19 protein-coding genes and 2 pseudogenes are annotated in these 17,037 nt (G+C 37.2%); 16 read left to right on the forward strand and 5 right to left on the reverse strand.

Features of this window, described 5'->3' with window-relative positions:
- The first annotated feature begins 57 nt into the window (after positions 1-57).
- From QFZ31_RS04115 to QFZ31_RS04150, 8 genes and pseudogenes are all read left to right on the forward strand, one after another.
- The gene (locus QFZ31_RS04115) at positions 58-1,536 is read left to right on the forward strand and encodes a SulP family inorganic anion transporter (protein ID WP_307301122.1); all 1,479 of its coding nucleotides are present in this window, start codon (positions 58-60) and stop codon (positions 1,534-1,536) included.
- Between the two features lie 293 nt (positions 1,537-1,829).
- Entirely contained in the window at positions 1,830-2,984 is a 1,155-nt protein-coding gene (locus tag QFZ31_RS04120) for a glucose-1-phosphate adenylyltransferase (RefSeq protein ID WP_307301124.1), read from the forward strand.
- Between the two features lie 263 nt (positions 2,985-3,247).
- A complete protein-coding gene (locus tag QFZ31_RS04125; protein ID WP_307301126.1) occupies positions 3,248-3,676 on the forward strand; it encodes a MarR family winged helix-turn-helix transcriptional regulator in 429 nt (142 codons plus the stop codon).
- A gap of 53 nt (positions 3,677-3,729) precedes the next feature.
- Positions 3,730-4,128, forward strand: a complete 399-nt coding sequence (locus QFZ31_RS04130) for a DoxX family protein (protein ID WP_307301127.1) — start codon at positions 3,730-3,732, stop codon at positions 4,126-4,128.
- A 117-nt stretch (positions 4,129-4,245) separates the two neighbouring features.
- Positions 4,246-5,184: a ring-cleaving dioxygenase gene (locus tag QFZ31_RS04135; protein ID WP_307301129.1), complete on the forward strand. Its 939-nt coding sequence runs from the start codon at positions 4,246-4,248 to the stop codon at positions 5,182-5,184.
- Between the two features lie 15 nt (positions 5,185-5,199).
- Positions 5,200-5,808 carry a flavin reductase family protein gene (locus QFZ31_RS04140; RefSeq protein ID WP_307301130.1) on the forward strand — a complete coding sequence of 203 codons (609 nt, stop codon included), beginning with the start codon at positions 5,200-5,202 and terminating at the stop codon, positions 5,806-5,808.
- Positions 5,809-5,819: 11 nt separating this feature from the next.
- Positions 5,820-6,787: pseudogene (locus QFZ31_RS04145) on the forward strand (ring-cleaving dioxygenase).
- Complete coding sequence (locus QFZ31_RS04150; RefSeq protein ID WP_307301133.1) at positions 6,768-7,373, forward strand: alpha/beta hydrolase; 606 nt, start codon at positions 6,768-6,770, stop codon at positions 7,371-7,373. Before QFZ31_RS04145 ends, QFZ31_RS04150 begins: the two are co-directional and overlap by 20 nt.
- 31 nt (positions 7,374-7,404) lie before the next feature.
- Here the strand turns inward: QFZ31_RS04150 and QFZ31_RS04155 are convergent, their stop codons facing one another.
- From QFZ31_RS04155 to cccB, 4 genes and pseudogenes are all read right to left on the reverse strand, one after another.
- Complete coding sequence (locus QFZ31_RS04155) at positions 7,405-7,719, reverse strand: hypothetical protein (protein WP_307301134.1); 315 nt, start codon at positions 7,717-7,719, stop codon at positions 7,405-7,407.
- A 420-nt stretch (positions 7,720-8,139) separates the two neighbouring features.
- Positions 8,140-8,466: pseudogene (locus QFZ31_RS04160) on the reverse strand (hypothetical protein); the annotation flags it as partial.
- A gap of 15 nt (positions 8,467-8,481) precedes the next feature.
- Positions 8,482-8,649: a hypothetical protein gene (locus tag QFZ31_RS04165; RefSeq protein ID WP_307301138.1), complete on the reverse strand. Its 168-nt coding sequence runs from the start codon at positions 8,647-8,649 to the stop codon at positions 8,482-8,484.
- A gap of 142 nt (positions 8,650-8,791) precedes the next feature.
- Positions 8,792-9,145 carry a cytochrome c551 gene (cccB, locus tag QFZ31_RS04170; RefSeq protein ID WP_307301140.1) on the reverse strand — a complete coding sequence of 118 codons (354 nt, stop codon included), beginning with the start codon at positions 9,143-9,145 and terminating at the stop codon, positions 8,792-8,794.
- A 149-nt stretch (positions 9,146-9,294) separates the two neighbouring features.
- Here cccB and QFZ31_RS04175 point away from each other — a divergent pair, with 149 nt between their 5' ends.
- From QFZ31_RS04175 to QFZ31_RS04205, 7 genes are all read left to right on the forward strand, one after another.
- Positions 9,295-9,642, forward strand: coding sequence for an ArsR/SmtB family transcription factor (locus QFZ31_RS04175; RefSeq protein ID WP_307301142.1), 348 nt, complete (start codon positions 9,295-9,297; stop codon positions 9,640-9,642).
- Positions 9,643-9,657: 15 nt separating this feature from the next.
- Positions 9,658-10,719, forward strand: a complete 1,062-nt coding sequence (arsB, locus tag QFZ31_RS04180) for an ACR3 family arsenite efflux transporter (RefSeq protein ID WP_307301143.1) — start codon at positions 9,658-9,660, stop codon at positions 10,717-10,719.
- Between the two features lie 18 nt (positions 10,720-10,737).
- Positions 10,738-11,160, forward strand: coding sequence for an arsenate reductase (thioredoxin) (arsC, locus tag QFZ31_RS04185; RefSeq protein ID WP_307301144.1), 423 nt, complete (start codon positions 10,738-10,740; stop codon positions 11,158-11,160).
- 174 nt (positions 11,161-11,334) lie between these two features.
- The gene (locus QFZ31_RS04190) at positions 11,335-11,658 is read left to right on the forward strand and encodes an ArsR/SmtB family transcription factor (protein WP_307301146.1); all 324 of its coding nucleotides are present in this window, start codon (positions 11,335-11,337) and stop codon (positions 11,656-11,658) included.
- 69 nt (positions 11,659-11,727) lie between these two features.
- Positions 11,728-11,901 (forward strand): hypothetical protein, encoded by a 174-nt coding sequence (locus tag QFZ31_RS04195; RefSeq protein ID WP_307301147.1) that lies wholly within the window; start codon positions 11,728-11,730, stop codon positions 11,899-11,901.
- Positions 11,902-11,974: 73 nt separating this feature from the next.
- Positions 11,975-12,415: an ArsI/CadI family heavy metal resistance metalloenzyme gene (locus QFZ31_RS04200; protein ID WP_307301150.1), complete on the forward strand. Its 441-nt coding sequence runs from the start codon at positions 11,975-11,977 to the stop codon at positions 12,413-12,415.
- A gap of 178 nt (positions 12,416-12,593) precedes the next feature.
- Positions 12,594-14,729: a heavy metal translocating P-type ATPase gene (locus tag QFZ31_RS04205; RefSeq protein WP_307301152.1), complete on the forward strand. Its 2,136-nt coding sequence runs from the start codon at positions 12,594-12,596 to the stop codon at positions 14,727-14,729.
- A 54-nt stretch (positions 14,730-14,783) separates the two neighbouring features.
- Here QFZ31_RS04205 and QFZ31_RS04210 read toward each other — a convergent pair whose 3' ends face one another.
- Positions 14,784-15,188: a VOC family protein gene (locus QFZ31_RS04210; protein ID WP_307301154.1), complete on the reverse strand. Its 405-nt coding sequence runs from the start codon at positions 15,186-15,188 to the stop codon at positions 14,784-14,786.
- A gap of 392 nt (positions 15,189-15,580) precedes the next feature.
- Here QFZ31_RS04210 and QFZ31_RS04215 point away from each other — a divergent pair, with 392 nt between their 5' ends.
- Positions 15,581-16,990 (forward strand): phospholipase D-like domain-containing protein, encoded by a 1,410-nt coding sequence (locus QFZ31_RS04215; RefSeq protein ID WP_307301156.1) that lies wholly within the window; start codon positions 15,581-15,583, stop codon positions 16,988-16,990.
- Positions 16,991-17,037: the final 47 nt, after the last annotated feature.

Below are 17,037 nucleotides of genomic sequence, written 5' to 3' on the forward strand. Positions count from 1 at the left end.
GACCCGACTTTCATGAGAGTTGAAAGTCAAAATAAAAAAAATAGAAAGAGGTGCTTCATGAACCTTAACACAATTAAATATGAATGGTTCGGTAATATTAAAGGAGATATACTATCCGGGATCGTGGTAGCAATGGCTTTAATTCCTGAGGCCATTGCCTTTTCGCTTATTGCAGGCGTTGACCCGATGATCGGTTTGTATGCGTCATTCTGTATAGCCGTTGTCATCGCCTTTGTCGGAGGAAGACCTGGAATGATTTCGGCAGCAACAGGTGCCACTGCCCTAGTAATGGTCACGTTAGTCGCAGACTATGGGTTACAGTACTTACTAGCTGCAACTATCCTGACAGGAGTCATTCAAATCATAATGGGCGTACTCAAATTAGGGCGTCTAATGAAATTTGTCCCGCGCTCCGTTATGATCGGCTTCGTAAATGCACTTGCCATCTTAATTTTTTCAGCACAATTAACACACTTTGTTGGTGAATCTTGGGCAATGTATGCCATGGTCGCAGGAGCTTTAGCGATTATTTATATTTTCCCTCGTTTTACAAAGGTTGTGCCATCTCCATTAGTAGCTATTATCACGATTACAGTCATTGCCGTTATGACAGGTAGCGGTGTTCGTACGATTGGAGATATGGGCGAATTGTCTCAAACCCTGCCATTTTTCTTAATTCCTGATATTCCGTTTACGTTTGAAACATTACAAATCATTTTCCCTTATTCACTATCGATTGCCATCGTTGGTTTGGTTGAATCTTTGTTAACTGCTTCGATTGTCGACGATATGACAGATACAACAAGTGACAAGAATAAGGAAGCAAGAGGACAGGGAATTGCAAATATCGTTTCAGGATTCTTCGGCGGTATGGCAGGCTGTGCGATGATTGGACAGTCTGTCATTAATGTGAAATCCGGCGGCCGTGGAAGATTATCAGCGTTTGTGGCTGGTGTCTTTTTAATGGTGTTAATTATCCTGTTAAATGATTTCTTGGTGCAAATTCCAATGGCAGCATTAGTTGGAGTTATGTTCATGGTTTCGATCGGAACATTTGATTGGTCATCACTAAGAAACATCCACAAGACCCCTATTTCCGATACAATCGTCATGATTGTAACGGTTGTGACAGTTCTTATGACCCATGACTTATCAAAAGGTGTTTTTGTTGGAATCTTATTAAGTGCGATTTTCTTCGCTTCCAAGATCTCGAAAGTAAAGGTAACAACTTTAGCTTCGAATGGCTCACATAAAAAAGTGTATAGTGTCACCGGTCAATTATTTTTTGCTTCTGTTACAGACTTTCTAGAAAGTTTTAACTACAATGAGGATGTCAATGAAGTAACGATTGATTTAACACAAGCACATTTATGGGATGATTCGGCTGTTGGCGCTATTGATAAGGTGGTCATTAAATACCACCAGAATGGTACGAAAGTAAAGTTAATCGGCCTGAATAAAGAGAGTAATAAATTAGTAGAAAAATTAGCAGTTCATAATAAACCAGGCGGTCTTGAAAAAGCTGTCGGTCATTAATAGATTTGATAACACGCTGATGATATAGAATCAGCGTGTTTTTTTATCAAAATGTTAATTCACAAAATCTCCATATGTTTCAATTATTACATCGATAGGATTCGACATGAACAGTTTGTATACCGTACCTGCTCATTACGATATTTTGTTTATTTTTGAAGGTAAAAAGGATTTTAGTCGAATATACATTTTACCCGTCGCAATTTATTAATGTGTTCCTTTTAGTACAGGTGCTACAATGAGGACAAATAAGTATTACATATGCGAATGCGTCAATGAAAGAGGTGGTAGAAATGACAAAAAAACAATGCATAGCCATGTTGTTAGCAGGAGGAAAAGGATCAAGACTAAAGGAATTAACTCGTAACGTAGCAAAGCCAGCAGTCCCGTTTGGAGGTAAATACCGAATCATAGATTTTGCACTCAGTAATTGTAAGAACTCTAGCATTGATACGGTTGGCATCCTAACTCAATATAAGCAGGAGACACTTCAGAATTATATAGAGAATGGAGAAAAATGGGGTCTAAATCGAAAAATTGGAGGAATCGCTATCCTTCAACCGAATCAAAGAGACAATAAAGAAAATAGCTATGAAGGAACTGCACATGCCGTATACGAGAACCTCCGATTTATTGAAAGTCAAAATCCAGAATATGTGCTCATCCTCTCGGGAGATCACATTTATAAAATGGATTACAGTCATATGATTAATGAGCATAAACGATCTGGTGCTGACGTAACGATTTCCGTTATCCAAGTCCCATGGAGTGAAGCCAGCAGATTCGGAATTATGAATATTGATTCAAAGACAAATCAGATTACCGAGTTTGAAGAAAAGCCAGTTTATCCAAAGTCTAATCTTGCTTCTATGGGAATCTATTTATTTAACTGGCCTATTCTGAAGGAATTTCTCGAAAAAGAAGAAAACAATCCATTTTCCTCCAAAGATTTTGGCAAAGACGTGATCCCCTCTATGCTTCAAGAAAACTGCCATCTACATGCCTATCACTTCAACGGTTATTGGAAGGATGTTGGAACCGTCCAAAGCTTTTGGGAAGCCCATATGGATCTTCTATCGGTAAACACGAATCCAATTTTAAAAAATGAAGAATGGATTATTTATACGAACGGAATTAGCCAGCCACCCATGTATTTAGATGGAAAAGCCTCCTTACACCAATCGATTATAAGTGAAGGCTGCAAGGTTTATGGAGAGGTTGAAAATTCTGTATTATTTTATGGCGTAATAGTTGGTAAAGGGGCGATCATAAAGGATTCTGTTATTTTACCTAATACCATAATAGGGGAAAATGCAGAGATTTATCGCTCTGTAGTTGGAAGTGGAAGTTTGATTGCCGCTAATTCTAAGGTGGGAGATTCAACACCATTTAGTGACATTACTCTTATTGGCGATAACGAAACCATTCAACCTTTGGTTTATAAATAAAGATTAAAGCGAAATCTACGAAGATTTCGCTTTTATATTTGAGGTTTTTAGGAAATTAACACATCTCATTCGTTTATCTACACAAATTTTGAATATATCAACACATGTCTGGCATTTATCCATAGACTTTTACTGGGGATGTACACATTTTCTTAGGATTTCTACAATTTATGTTCAAAACGTTATTGACTAACATGAGAACATGTATTACGATTATCTCATATTAAAGATATCTTAATTCAAAATGTTTAGGCGGTGATTAAATGGAGTACAAATGCACTAACCAGCCATTTTTGTTAATGATGCAAACTTCAAAGGCTATTCAAGAACGCATTAGAGATGAAATGTTGAATTACAAATTGAGTGTTACCGAATTTTCCGTTTTAGAAGTACATTTTTTACAAGGAAAACAAAACATTCAGCAGATAGGAAATCGCATACTAATATCAAGTGGTTCAATGACATATGTTATTGATAAATTAGAAAAAAGAGGCTTGTTGAGTCGAAATGATTGTCCTGAAGATCGCCGAATCATACATGTTACATTAACTGATGATGGATTCCAGTTGATGAAGGAAATCATGCCCAAACATCAGGAATTGGTCGATCATATATTTCATTCGTTGGGGGATAAAGAAGCAGAAACAATTGTTTCGCTTCTAAAAAAAGTGCAAAGTAGAGTAAAGGGTTAATTTTTTTGATAAATATCTCGATTTCGAGATAAAATATTAGGAGGAAATAAATAATGATAAATGTAGGATTGTTATTAATTAGATTGGTAATTGGTGCTTTATTTATAGGTCATGGTGCACAAAAATTGTTTGGCTGGTTCGGAGGTTATGGTATAAAAGGAACCGGTGGTTGGTTCGAATCGATTGGAATTAAACCAGGTGTCACAATGGCGATTATGGCTGGATTAGCTGAGTTGATTGGTGGTATCTTATTCGCTTTAGGACTTCTTATTCCGCTAGCAGGAATTTTGATAGCCGGTACGATGGTGATGGCAATTATTAAAGTGCATGCAGTAAATGGATTATGGGCAACACAAAATGGGTATGAATTTAACTTAACACTACTTGTGGTGGCTATCGGTGTTGCTTTAATTGGACCAGGACAATTTGCTATAGATTATTTTTTATTCTAAAATATCTCGATTTAAAGATTCTTAAATCTAAGTAATAAAATGCGATAAAACTAATCAATAGGGTAAAATAAATTATCAAATAAATTTAGATCAATTTCAATAAAAAGGAGAAAATAAATGATTAAACAAACAATGGGTATTCACCATATCACTGCAATCGTGGGCCATCCACAGGAGAATGTAGATTTCTATGCTGGTGTTTTAGGATTACGCTTAGTAAAACAAACAGTCAATTTTGATGATCCAGGTACGTATCATCTTTACTTCGGGAATGAAGGTGGTAAACCAGGAACCATTATTACCTTTTTCCCTTGGGCAGGTGCACGTCAAGGAAGAATCGGCGATGGTCAAGTAGGGGTAACCTCTTACGTAGTCCCAAAAGGTTCTTTTGGATTTTGGAAAAAGCGACTAGAAAAGTTCAATGTACCATATACAGAAATGGGACGATTTGGAGAGGAATATTTGGAATTCGATGATCCACATGGACTTCATTTGGAACTTGTAGAAAGAGAAGAAGGGGAAGTCAATTCGTGGAGTTTCGGCGACGTAACCCCTGAAGTAGCAATTAAAGGATTTGGGGGCGCAACGTTATTATCAACTCAGCCTGACAAAACAGCGGAATTGCTTGAAAAGGTGATGGGCCTAAAACTTGTCGGTAAAGAAGAAGATATCGTTCGTTTTCGTTCATCAGCTGATATCGGTAATGTGATTGACCTAAAATTATCTCCAGTTGGCCGAGGAAGTATGGGTGTTGGAACCGTCCATCATATTGCTTGGAGGGCGATTGATGACCAAGACCAACTGGATTGGCAAAAGTATGTTGCAGCAAATGGATATGGTGTCACTCCGGTTCAGGATAGGAACTACTTTAATGCCATTTATTTTAGAGAGCATGGCGAAATCCTTTTTGAAATCGCCACAGATCCCCCAGGGTTTGCCCATGATGAAACACAGGGTACAATGGGTGAAAAATTAATGCTGCCAGAACAGTATGAGCCTCATAGAGGACAGATTGAAAAAGGTTTGCTACCATTTGAAGTAAGAGAATTAGACTAAGAGGAGTGATTTCTTTTGCTTTCAATTGATCCTTCAAAAAATACCGAACGAGAAAATTATAAATTTTTAATCGGTAGTATTGTTCCTAGACCCATCGCATTTGTTACCACTTTGTCTGGCAAGGGGATTTTAAATGGGGCTCCGTTTAGTTATTTTAATATTGTTTCATCCAACCCTCCAATGATTTCTTTGGCGATACAGCGCTCTCGTGGAAGACAGAAGGACACAGCGAGAAACATTATTGAGTCAAAAGAGTTTGTCGTTCATATTGTGGATGAAAACAATGTTGAAAAAATCAATCAAACTGCTGCTAGTTTACCGCCTAATCAAAGTGAAATTGAGTTAGCAAAACTAACACCTGTAGAAAGCGTAAAAATTTCAGTTCCGGGTGTAAGTGAAGCAAAAATTCGAATGGAGTGTACGTTAGAACATTCGCTCGAACTAGGAGGGACGGATACTCCGGGATGTGACCTAATCATTGGTAAAATTGTTCAATTTCATATAGAGGAAGATATCTACGAAAAAGGTAGAATTGATCCGATTGGTTTAGGAGCTGTAAGCAGATTGGCTGGTACGAATTATGCAAAAATTGGTGAAATATTTTCAATAGAACGGCCTAAATGATTCCTTTTGAAATGGAGAGGATAAGGGTGCAAAAAACAGCAGGTATTCATCATATCACAGCGATGGTAAACGATGCTCAAAGAACTATTGACTTTTATGCTGGTGTTCTGGGGTTAAGGCTTGTAAAAAAACGATAAATTTTGACCGACCAGAAGTCTATCATCTATATTTTGGAAATGATACAGGAGAGCCTGGAACAGTTATTACCTTTTTTCCATGGACTAATCAGTTAAAAGGCCGCATAGGTACTGGGCAGGTTGGAGTGACAAGCTATATTATACCACCTGGTTCCTATCCATTTTGGGAGAATCGATTACAAAATTTTAATATTGAGTATTCTTCATCCTTTCGTTTTGGTGAAGGATACTTGAGCTTCACAGATCCAGATGGACTAAAAATCGAATTGGTTGAGAGAAATGAAGGATCACGTAATACATGGGAATTCGGAGGAATCACAAAAGAGTATGCAATAAAAGGGTTGGCCGGTGCTGTTCTTTTTTCTGCTCAGCCACATAAAACGGCTGATGTTCTTGAGAATGTATTGGGACTTACATGTATAGGACAAGAGAATGAATTTCTTAGATTTAAATCCGAAGCAGGTAATACCATTGATATTAAGCTAAATCCTTCAGTCCGTGGTCTAATGGAGGCAGGAACGGTTCACCATATTGCATGGAGAGCAAGGAATGAAGAGGATCATGTCAGGTGGAGAACACGCATCCAGGACAAGGGATATTATCCTACTGAAATTCTTGATCGGAACTATTTCAAAGCACTTTATTTTCATGAAGAAGGCGGCATCTTGTTTGAAATAGCAACCGATCCACCAGGCTTTATGATCGATGAATCAGCCGCTGAACTTGGAAAAAATCTTATGTTACCATCATGGTTAGAATCAAAACGAGATGAATTAAATGAAACCTTACCGCCTGTGGTGGTTCGAGTTTTAAAGGGGGATAATGATGAAACACATATTTAATAAGGGAAAAGATGCAACAAAACCAATTTTTCTTATGCTTCATGGTACAGGTGGAAATGAATTAGACCTTCTGCCATTAGCTGGAATGATTGATGATGAAGCGTCTGTATTAAGTGTCCGCGGAAATGTTTTAGAAAATGGAATGCCGCGATTTTTCAAAAGATTAGCAGAAGGCGTGTTTGATGAAGAAGACCTCCTAAACCGAACGAAGGAATTAAACGAGTTCTTAGATGAAGCGGCTGTGAAATATGAATTCGACCGTGATAATATCATTGCGATCGGGTACTCTAACGGAGCTAATATAGCCGCAAGTTTACTATTCCACTATCCAAACGCCTTAAATGGTGGTATTCTCCATCATCCAATGGTGCCGAGAAGGGGAATAGACCTTCCAGATTTAACGGGTAAGAACGTATTTATCGCAGCAGGAACAAATGATCCCATTTGTCCGCCATCGGAATCATCTGAACTTCAATCTTTATTAGAGAATGCCAATGCAAAGGTTGTCCTGCATTGGGAGAATTATGGTCATCAATTGACTAGACAAGAAGTAGAAGCAGCAGCAGATTGGTATCGAAAATTATAAAAATAACAAGCTAATCAATTCGATTAGCTTGTTATTTTTTCTTAAGATATGTTTCAACTTCATTTGATAAAATTGCAGGATCCCATGGGTACCAATAGTAGGTGGCACCATCAAATTGTAAATCAAATTTATAAGCTATAGGTTGGTCAGTATACAAAACAATTTGAAAGTAGTCAGGGCCACCTTTTTCGGTATTTGGGGAGAAATTTGGTGACTCTTCACTATTTTTTAATAGTTCAAGAATGTGTTTTAACTCTTCATGATTGGTATAAGTACTTAGTAATTTATTACCTTCAGAGGTATAAGGTTGATAAATCTCTATTTTATTCACTTTATCAAGTGCCACATTCTTAAAATGCCATTGTTGTTCTGTTGCGGCACGTGAATAATAAACTCTATAACCGTTTATTTGGCTGGCATCCTTTACGGCTATTAGATTTGGCTGCCCATGAATGGTGAAAATCTCGGTTCCTTTTTCATGAAAGGCAGCATCACCATTTATAATTTTGTAATTTGGATTGGTTACGTTGTCAGCGACTTTATATTTAACAGTACCGAGTTTTTCCCCAATGAATTTTTCATCGGCTAAAACACCAGAGTAAATACCGTTGTATTCAATGTCTTCCCACTTTATGAAATCAACCCAGTAGTTAGACGTATCCCTTTATTTTTAGTTCCTATTTTTAGTTCCAAGATACGTGGAAAAACAACAAGCCGCAATCGAGTTGATTGCGGCTTGTTGCAGGTGGGATTAACAAGAGATAATCTATTTAAGATTATTATATTCATCCTTGATTTCTTCTACTGTTTTATCAATTTGCTCTCCCCAGTGATCATTGACCGTTTTAAAAACAACTTTCCCGTTTTGATCAAGCATTCCGTAGCCTCGATAAGCTACATCACCATTTTTCATGCCCATGTGGTCTATTAATTCTAAATCAGGATCAGAAATGAAGGAGAGACTTTCACCATAAATACCTTCTAATTCTTTGTATAGTTGAAGCTGTTCTTCAGGTAAATCTTTGCTAATAACATACATTTCTACATCCATGCCTTCTAATTTACCGAGATTTTCATGCAGCTGAACTAGCTGCTGGTGGCAGAGTCCTCAGGTGTAGGTAGTAATAAAAAAGAATACTGTTGGTTTTTCTAATGGAAAAGTTACTTTTTTCTGGTCTTGATTATGTAAGGTGATCGGCTCGCTGAGTGTCTTTTGTCCACATGCTGTTACTACTAAAACAGCCATGAAGAAAAGAAGTAGTACTTTTAGTTTCATTTTGTGCTCCTTTTATTCTTTTAAATGTGTTATAAAACACCTTAATTGTAGTGTAAACTATTTCATCTATCAAATAATTAGATTTTAGGAAACTTCATATAAATAAAAAACCAGATTGGATTTTCCATCTGGTTTTTCCTGCTTATTTTTTCTCTGAAAGCCATGAGGCTACGGCATCTGCATCTTCGCCTGTAAGGATTCCTCCAGGCATTCCACCTTTTCCATTTACGATAATTTCTTCAATTTCATCTTTCGAGTATTTTGAGCCGATCTTGTCTAGGTCAGGAGCTCCTCCACTTTTTAAATCCCCGCCATGACATGACGAACAGTTTTGCTGAAAGAGAGCATCGCCGTCACCGGCATCCGCTGTTTGCTCATCCCCAGCCTGTTCCTCAGTAGGTGTTGTGTCTTGGTCAGCTTCGTCGTCACCGCCGCCGCATGCTGTCAGAAAGCCAAGGAAGGCAATACAAACTATACCATAGAGCAGTTTTTTCATTTATTTTCACCTCCATATAATAATAGGTTTTCTTACAGTGCGGTTGAATATTCTGCCATATCAATAGAATTTGAATAGGACTTGAATTCAATTAACACCTGGTATACTATATAAGCAAATAGTTATATGTTAATAGGGTGGTGTTCATAGTGTTCAAGGCAAAAGTTGAATTAGAAAAGACGGCTAACGTTTTAAAACTATTAGGAGATAAAACACGCTTAACAATCGTTGCTATTTTACAAAAACGTGAATGCTGTGTATGTGAATTGTTGGAGGTGTTTGATACAAGTCAGCCATCAATCAGCCAGCATCTTCGTAAATTAAAAGATGCAGGGCTCGTAAAGGAAGAGAGGAGAGGTCAGTGGATTTATTATTCTCTGAACCAACAATGTGAGTTTTACGGTCTGATTGAAACGATTATGAGCCATGTTCCAGAACAGACAGATAAAATCAAAATGATTGAAAAAAGCAATCCTACACTTAGGTGCGGCTGCTAATGAGGAGTGGAAAAAGTGAGTAATACAGATAAAAAACGGCTATCGTTTTTGGATCGATACCTAACGTTATGGATATTTCTTGCGATGGCAATAGGGATAGGATTAGGTTTCGTGTTTCCCAATTTTGTTGAGGGTATGAACAGTTTGCAGGTAGGTACAACTTCGATTCCTCTTGCGATTGGTCTCATATTAATGATGTACCCTCCATTAGCAAAAGTTCGTTATGAGGAAATTGGAAGAGTCTTTAAGGATGTAAAGGTCCTAGTATTATCTCTTGTTCAAAACTGGATCATCGGTCCAGTCCTTATGTTTTTATTAGCAATTATCTTTCTTCCTGATAAACCAGAATATATGGTTGGTCTAATCATGATCGGTTTAGCACGCTGCATAGCGATGGTTATCGTTTGGAATGACCTTGCAAAGGGAGATACGGAGTATGCAGCGGGTTTAGTCGCATTTAACTCTATCTTCCAAATGCTATTCTTCTCCGTTTATGCCTATGTGTTTGTTACCGTTATTCCACAATGGGTCGGGCTTGAAGGAGCGGTTGTAAACATTACCATGCTGGAGGTTGCAAAATCAGTTTTTATTTATTTGGGTATTCCTTTTATTGCAGGAATGATCACACGCTTTACTCTAGTAAAAGCAAAGGGCAGACAATGGTACGAGAAAGTTTTTATCCCAAAAATCAGTCCGATTACATTAATTGCATTACTATTTACGATTATCATTATGTTCTCTTTAAAGGGGGATGCTATTGTAGCCTTGCCTTTAGATGTAGTACGGATCGCAATTCCGTTATTAATTTATTTTATACTTATGTTCTTTATCTCATTTTTCATGGGAAAGAAAATTGGAGCGAATTACCCTGTAACTACAACTCTTGCTTTTACAGCCGGAAGTAATAATTTTGAATTAGCGATTGCAGTAGCGGTTGGTGTATTTGGGATCCATTCTGGTGCGGCCTTTGTAGCCGTTATTGGTCCACTTGTAGAAGTACCAGTCATGATAGCGTTAGTAAACGTGGCACTGTGGTTTAAACGAAAGTATTTTAGATCAAGCAGCCTAGAAAAATAATAAAGGTGGAAAATCAACGTGAAAAACAAAAAGACAATTTATTTCTTATGTACCGGGAACTCTTGCCGAAGCCAAATGGCAGAAGGCTGGGCTAAAAAACATTTAAGTGATGAATGGGAAGTAAAAAGTGCTGGTCTTGAAGCTCACGGGTTAAACCCTAACGCAGTAAAAGCTATGGGTGAAGCAGGCATCGATATATCTATGCAAACATCTGATGTAATTGATCCAGGTATACTTAATACCGCAGATTTAGTGGTAACTTTATGTGGACATGCGGCAGATCATTGCCCGGTAACACCACCACATGTGAAACGAGTTCATTGGGGATTTGACGACCCAGCAAAAGCAGAAGGGACAGAGGAAGAAAAATGGTCATTTTTCCAACGCGTCCGTGATGAAATCGGAGACCGCATTAAAACGTTTGCTGATACTGGGAAATAAAACGTTTATTAACTATGGGAATGAGGTAATTAGTCTTAAGCACTGATTACCTTTTTTTTACTTCCATTAAAAATAATAAATCAACTTTTTTTGATTTTAGTAATTGACATATGAAAATATTGGATATATGATAAATACATCAAGATTATTTGATTTAAAAAGAGGGTGAAAAAAGTGACAGACGAAATACAATTACAAGACATTTCAATTGATTCATTCTTTGAAAAATATGAGTTGAAATTTAAAGCGATTGCTGATAAAAAGAGATTACAGATCATGAATATTTTAACTCAAAAAGGTGCAATGTGTGTTTGCGATCTCGCTCCACTGGTTGATATGGCCCAGCCAAAGCTATCTTACCATTTAAAGATCTTATTAGAGGCTAACATTATTACAAAAGAAACACGCGGAACATGGAGTTATTATGAACTAAATCAAGAAGAACTCAACCATTTGTTATCACACGAACTATGTTGTGTGTTTAAACCCTCTTGTTAATTTTTTTAAACTATATATCAATTTTTTTTGATTAATACATCAATATTATTGATTTAGGAGGAATCCAGTATGTTTAATGAGTATACCGTATATAGCTTGATGAAATTACGTAAGGAAGAAACAGAAAGAAATGTGCAAAATACCTGGAAATATTACAATAATGGGACCGAAATAAACGACCATAAAGAAATCAATGTTCATTCAAATCTATCCATAAAGCCTTGCTGCGAGTGCACCTGTTGAGAGTAATATTTCTAGTAGTAAAAATGATCAGATATCTTCTTACGCCTAAAATTAGTAAAATGGAGGGGTTAGCATGAAAATGCATGTTGGTATTAATGTAACTAATTTAAATAAGTCGATAGAGTTTTACACAAAAGTATTTAATAGAGAACCAGTAAAAGTAAAGTCAGACTATGCCAAATTCTTACTCGATGATCCTGGTCTTAATTTTACTTTAAATTTAAAAGATGAAGTCTCGGGTAATCAGGTAGGTCATTTTGGATTTCAAGTTGAAACTCATGAAGATGTCCTTCAACATAAAAATCGCTTAGAAAAATTAGGATTTTTTGCACGAGAAGAGATGGACGTTACATGTTGTTATGCAGCCCAAGATAAATTTTGGGTTACAGATCCTGACGGGAACGAATGGGAATTCTTCTATACAAAAGGTGATGTAGAAGCTTTGGTCACTACTGCTTCCTGCTGTAATACACAACCAACTGAGCTTGAAATTAAAAATAACTCCTGTTGTTAACACTATTTGAGAAAACGCTGAACGAATTCAGCGTTTTTTTATTAAACATTCAAACAATTGTTTGACCATTGGAAACACAATTGTATATACTAATAGTCAAATGAACGTTTGAATGAGAAGGGAAATCGGATGAACCATGATTCGACTCGCCTCAGCTCATTGAATGGAGGGGAAGCTCATGAGTAATGCGTTAGGTAAAGCAAATGAAAAAACGGTTTATCGTGTACAAGGATTCACCTGAGCAGGCTGTGCTACAAAGTTCGAAAAGAACGTTAAACACCTGGATGGTGTTTCTGATGCAAGTGTAAATTTTGGTGCTGCAAAACTAACCGTTTATGGTCAGACAACGATAGAAGAAATAGAAAAAGCAGGTGCCTTTGAAAATATAAAAGTAGTACCTGAAAAACAAAAAGTTGAAGAAAAGAAAGTACCTTTTGTACAAAAACATTCAACTGTTATCGTATCAGTTCTTTTCTTACTTATAGGATGGTTTTCAGCGCAAACGTATGGGGAAGAGAGTATCCCTTCCATTCTAGCCTATGGTGCGTCTATTTTAATAGGCGGGTACCGATTATTTAAAACCGGAATAAAGAATCTACTCCAGTTGGAATTTGATATGAAAACCTTGATGACCATTGCCGTGATTGGTGCCGCGATTATTGGAGAATGGGGAGAAGGGGCTACAGTTGTCATTCTGTTTGCGATCAGTGAAGCACTTGAATCTTATTCCATGGACAAGGCGCGCCATTCAATCCGATCTCTCATGGATATCGCTCCAAAGGAAGCCTTAATCCGAAGAGGAAATAAGGAGTTAACAGTTGAAGTAGATGATATTCAAATTGGTGACACACTAATTGTAAAACCAGGGCAAAAAATAGCTATGGACGGCATTGTTGTTAAGGGATTATCAACAGTGAATCAGGCAGCAATTACAGGTGAATCCGTACCCGTCGAGAAAACGGTGAAAGATGAGGTATTTGCTGGGACCTTAAATGAAGAAGGTTTAATTGAAGTACGAGTCACCAAACATGTCGACGACACTACAATCGCGAAAATCATTCATCTGGTAGAAGAAGCTCAAGCGGAAAGAGCACCATCTCAAGCATTTGTTGACCGATTTGCAAAGTATTACACCCCCATCATTATGCTCATCGCGTTAGGTGTGGCTGTTGTACCACCATTGTTCTTTGGTGGAGATTGGGAGAAATGGATCTACCAAGGCTTAGCCGCTCTAGTGGTAGGATGTCCTTGTGCGCTCGTCATTTCCACTCCTGTTGCAATCGTAACCGCAATCGGAAATGCCGCTCGAAATGGAGTGTTAATTAAAGGCGGAATTCATTTAGAAGAAATGGGCGCCATCAAAGCCATCGCTTTTGATAAAACAGGAACCCTAACGAAAGGTATTCCGGCAGTGACAGATTATTTACCGCAAGCAAATACAGACGCAAATGGACTATTTACGATTATCGCTGCCTTAGAGAATGGTTCTCAGCACCCATTGGCATCAGCCATCCTGAAAAAAGCTGAGCAGGAACTTTTACCTTATAAAGAGATTGTAATACAAGATTTTTCATCGATTACAGGTAAAGGGATAAAAGGAACAGTAAACGATAAAATTTATTATATCGGAAGTCCAAATTTGTTCGAAGAAATCCTAAATAAAAGAATTCCTATGAATATAAAGACAACGATTACTGAACTTCAAAACGAAGGTAAAACGGTGATGATCGCTGGAACGGAAACAGAAATTGCAGGAATCCTTGCGGTTGCGGATGAGGTAAGAGGCATTAGTAAATCAGTCATCCAAAAACTCCACTCGTTAGGCATTCAAGAAACGATTATACTAACAGGGGATAATAAAGGGACTGCAATTGCCATTGGAAAACAAGTAGGGGTTTCAAATATTAAAGCTGAGTTACTCCCGCAGGATAAACTAGCCTTCATTAAAGACTTAAGAAGCAAATATGACCGTGTGGCTATGATCGGGGACGGTGTGAATGACGCACCGGCATTGGCCGCCTCTACTGTTGGTATAGCAATGGGAGGAGCTGGTACGGATACGGCACTGGAGACTGCAGATATAGCATTAATGGCAGATGACTTAGGAAAACTGCCATTCACACTAAAACTCAGTAGAAAAGCCTTAAATATCATTAAGCAGAACATAACTTTCTCCTTAGGAATTAAACTTGTCGCATTGTTGTTAGTAATCCCAGGCTGGCTGACCCTTTGGATTGCCATATTTGCAGATATGGGCGCTACGCTGATTGTTACCCTAAATGGTTTAAGACTTCTCAAAATCAAAGACAAATAATAAAGGGCTTCCCAATAAGCGGGAAGCCTCTTAATTTCAGATAAATTTTGTTTCTTACCTTACTGTAAACATCCAAGTAACCCCAAATTTGTCCTTCACGGAACCATGAAGCTTAGCAAAGAATGTTGGTTGAAGATCCATATGAACAGTACCGTTATCCTTTAGTAGATTCCATGCTTTTATTGCACTTTCCTCAGAATTAAGCTCCACACTGATACATACTTTTCCATCGTTTTGTAAATCCTGCCTATAATCAGAACCCAAGATATACCCCGTTTCTGTTATTTTTAATTCTGCATGTAAAACAAGGTTTTTATCATCCTCAGCGACAGGGAAGTCTGGACTCGGAGGCATATCCCCATATTTTTGAATAGCAACCATTTCTCCATTAAAAGCTTTTTGATACAGTTTAAAAGCCTCGTCGCATTCTCTGTTAAACATTAAATAAGGTTTAATCATTATTCCAGTCTCCTTTAACAAATAGGTTTGTTATTTTCACAGTTATTCTTGATATACACGTATGGAGAATAAACAAAGGTGATAAAACCATTATAATCGAACACTAGTTCCGTGTTCAAGTTTTATTATATTTCATTAATAGGGATTACAAAAGAAATGTATTCTGCAATCAAAAAATGCCGTTTATGGCAGTATGTTTTATGTTTCAAGAGAAGATCCCCCTCACTAAGGTAATATTTGCCATAGGAACGGAAAATGACCAAATAGGAATAATATGAATTTGGAGAATTAGGTGATTTCTCCATAATTATTTATTCCCTTGTTATTTCATAATATAAAAAATGTTGAACAAACTATTAACATTTATCATGGCTTCACAGGGGAGAGCGGTTATGATTATTCTCATTTTTTATTTAATCTATATTACCATATTCGGCATTGTTATTTTTAAAGATAAACATCCGCAGGTTAGCAGCACCTTTAAGGAACAGCATAAAGTGGAGAGATTCTATGGAAATGAGGCGTCACAGGATCGCGTGATTCTACTGGAAGAAAAAATGTTTTCAGGTCTTGCCCGTGTTAACTTAATGCAAAATGCACAGGAGTCTATTGATGTCGCCTATTATGCCATTAAAAAAGGATATATTACCGATTTATTATTTGGAATGATATTGGATGCGGCCGATCGTGGCGTAAAGGTAAGGATCCTTTTGGATGGAATTTTCCATGGTCTTAGATTTAGTTTAAAAGATGTTCAATACGCCTTAATCAATCATCCAAATATCGAAATTAAATATTATGAACCATTAAATCCTTTACTGCCTTGGACATGGAATAATCGATTCCATGATAAATTACTTATTATCGATAATATGTATGCAGTTATCGGCGGCAGAAATATCGGGAATCGTTATTTTATACAAGAAGGTGAAAAATCCCCTACGAATGACCGAGATGTTCTAATCATTAATACGGATCCTAAGACAAAGGAAGGCAGTGTTTTGAATCAAATGGAAGGCTACTTTAATCAAGTCTGGGACCATCCATTTACAAAGGTTCCTTTTGAAAAGCTATCCTCACGCCAACAAAAGAAAGCAAAAAAAGCCAATCAACAATTAAAACATAAACTAGAGAATTTGAGAAAAACGGATAAAAAAATATTCAATAATTATTATGATTGGGTAAAAATGTCCCTTCCTACAAAAAAAATCACCTTCATTCATAATCCTATACAGAGATTTAATAAAGAACCTTGGGCTTGGTATGATTTAACAAATCTCATGAAGAATTCGAAAAAGTCCTTAGTCATTCAAAGCCCGTATGTTATTCCAACGAAACCGATGCTTCCTTATATGGATACGTTACAAGTACCTCCAGAAAAGATAATAATTTTAACGAACTCGTTAGCAGCGTCGGCCAATGTAGTGGCCTATTCAGGACATATTAAACATATTAACGGGATGGTAAAAAAGGGTGTGAATATATGGGAATATCAGGGGCCGGACTCCATACATGCCAAAACATTTATCTTTGATGATCGATTGAGTGCCATTGGAGCATTTAATATGGATTCCAGATCGACGTTTTTAAATACAGAGTCCATGGTCGTCATTGATAGTGTGGAATTTACCGAAAATCTCGAAAAGGAAATGAATCATTATTTTAAAAAGAGCTTAAAGGTAGCAAAGGATGAATCGTATATAGAGGACCCAAACTTAAAACCAGGTAAAGCAAGTTGGGTTAAATCATTCAGTATAAAAGGACTATCCTATATAACGGCTTTATTCCAGCATTTATTATAAGGCTCACTCAATAAACTTTGAGTAAGGATTAATAAATATACTGCCAA

The sequence above is a fragment of the Neobacillus niacini genome (assembly GCF_030817595.1).
GTDB lineage: Bacteria > Bacillota > Bacilli > Bacillales > Cytobacillaceae > Neobacillus > Neobacillus niacini_G.

What these genes read in the sequence shown, in the direction of transcription:
- QFZ31_RS04115 (WP_307301122.1), top strand. Translation starts at nt 58, where the DNA reads ATGAACCTTAACACAATTAAATATGAATGGTTCGGTAATATTAAAGGA.
- QFZ31_RS04120 (WP_307301124.1), top strand. Translation starts at nt 1,830, where the DNA reads ATGACAAAAAAACAATGCATAGCCATGTTGTTAGCAGGAGGAAAAGGA.
- QFZ31_RS04125 (WP_307301126.1), top strand. Translation starts at nt 3,248, where the DNA reads ATGGAGTACAAATGCACTAACCAGCCATTTTTGTTAATGATGCAAACT.
- QFZ31_RS04130 (WP_307301127.1), top strand. Translation starts at nt 3,730, where the DNA reads ATGATAAATGTAGGATTGTTATTAATTAGATTGGTAATTGGTGCTTTA.
- QFZ31_RS04135 (WP_307301129.1), top strand. Translation starts at nt 4,246, where the DNA reads ATGATTAAACAAACAATGGGTATTCACCATATCACTGCAATCGTGGGC.
- QFZ31_RS04150 (WP_307301133.1), top strand. Translation starts at nt 6,768, where the DNA reads ATGATGAAACACATATTTAATAAGGGAAAAGATGCAACAAAACCAATT.
- QFZ31_RS04165 (WP_307301138.1), bottom strand. Translation starts at nt 8,649, where the DNA reads ATGAAACTAAAAGTACTACTTCTTTTCTTCATGGCTGTTTTAGTAGTA.
- cccB (WP_307301140.1), bottom strand. Translation starts at nt 9,145, where the DNA reads ATGAAAAAACTGCTCTATGGTATAGTTTGTATTGCCTTCCTTGGCTTT.
- QFZ31_RS04195 (WP_307301147.1), top strand. Translation starts at nt 11,728, where the DNA reads ATGTTTAATGAGTATACCGTATATAGCTTGATGAAATTACGTAAGGAA.
- QFZ31_RS04200 (WP_307301150.1), top strand. Translation starts at nt 11,975, where the DNA reads ATGAAAATGCATGTTGGTATTAATGTAACTAATTTAAATAAGTCGATA.
- QFZ31_RS04210 (WP_307301154.1), bottom strand. Translation starts at nt 15,188, where the DNA reads ATGATTAAACCTTATTTAATGTTTAACAGAGAATGCGACGAGGCTTTT.
- QFZ31_RS04215 (WP_307301156.1), top strand. Translation starts at nt 15,581, where the DNA reads ATGATTATTCTCATTTTTTATTTAATCTATATTACCATATTCGGCATT.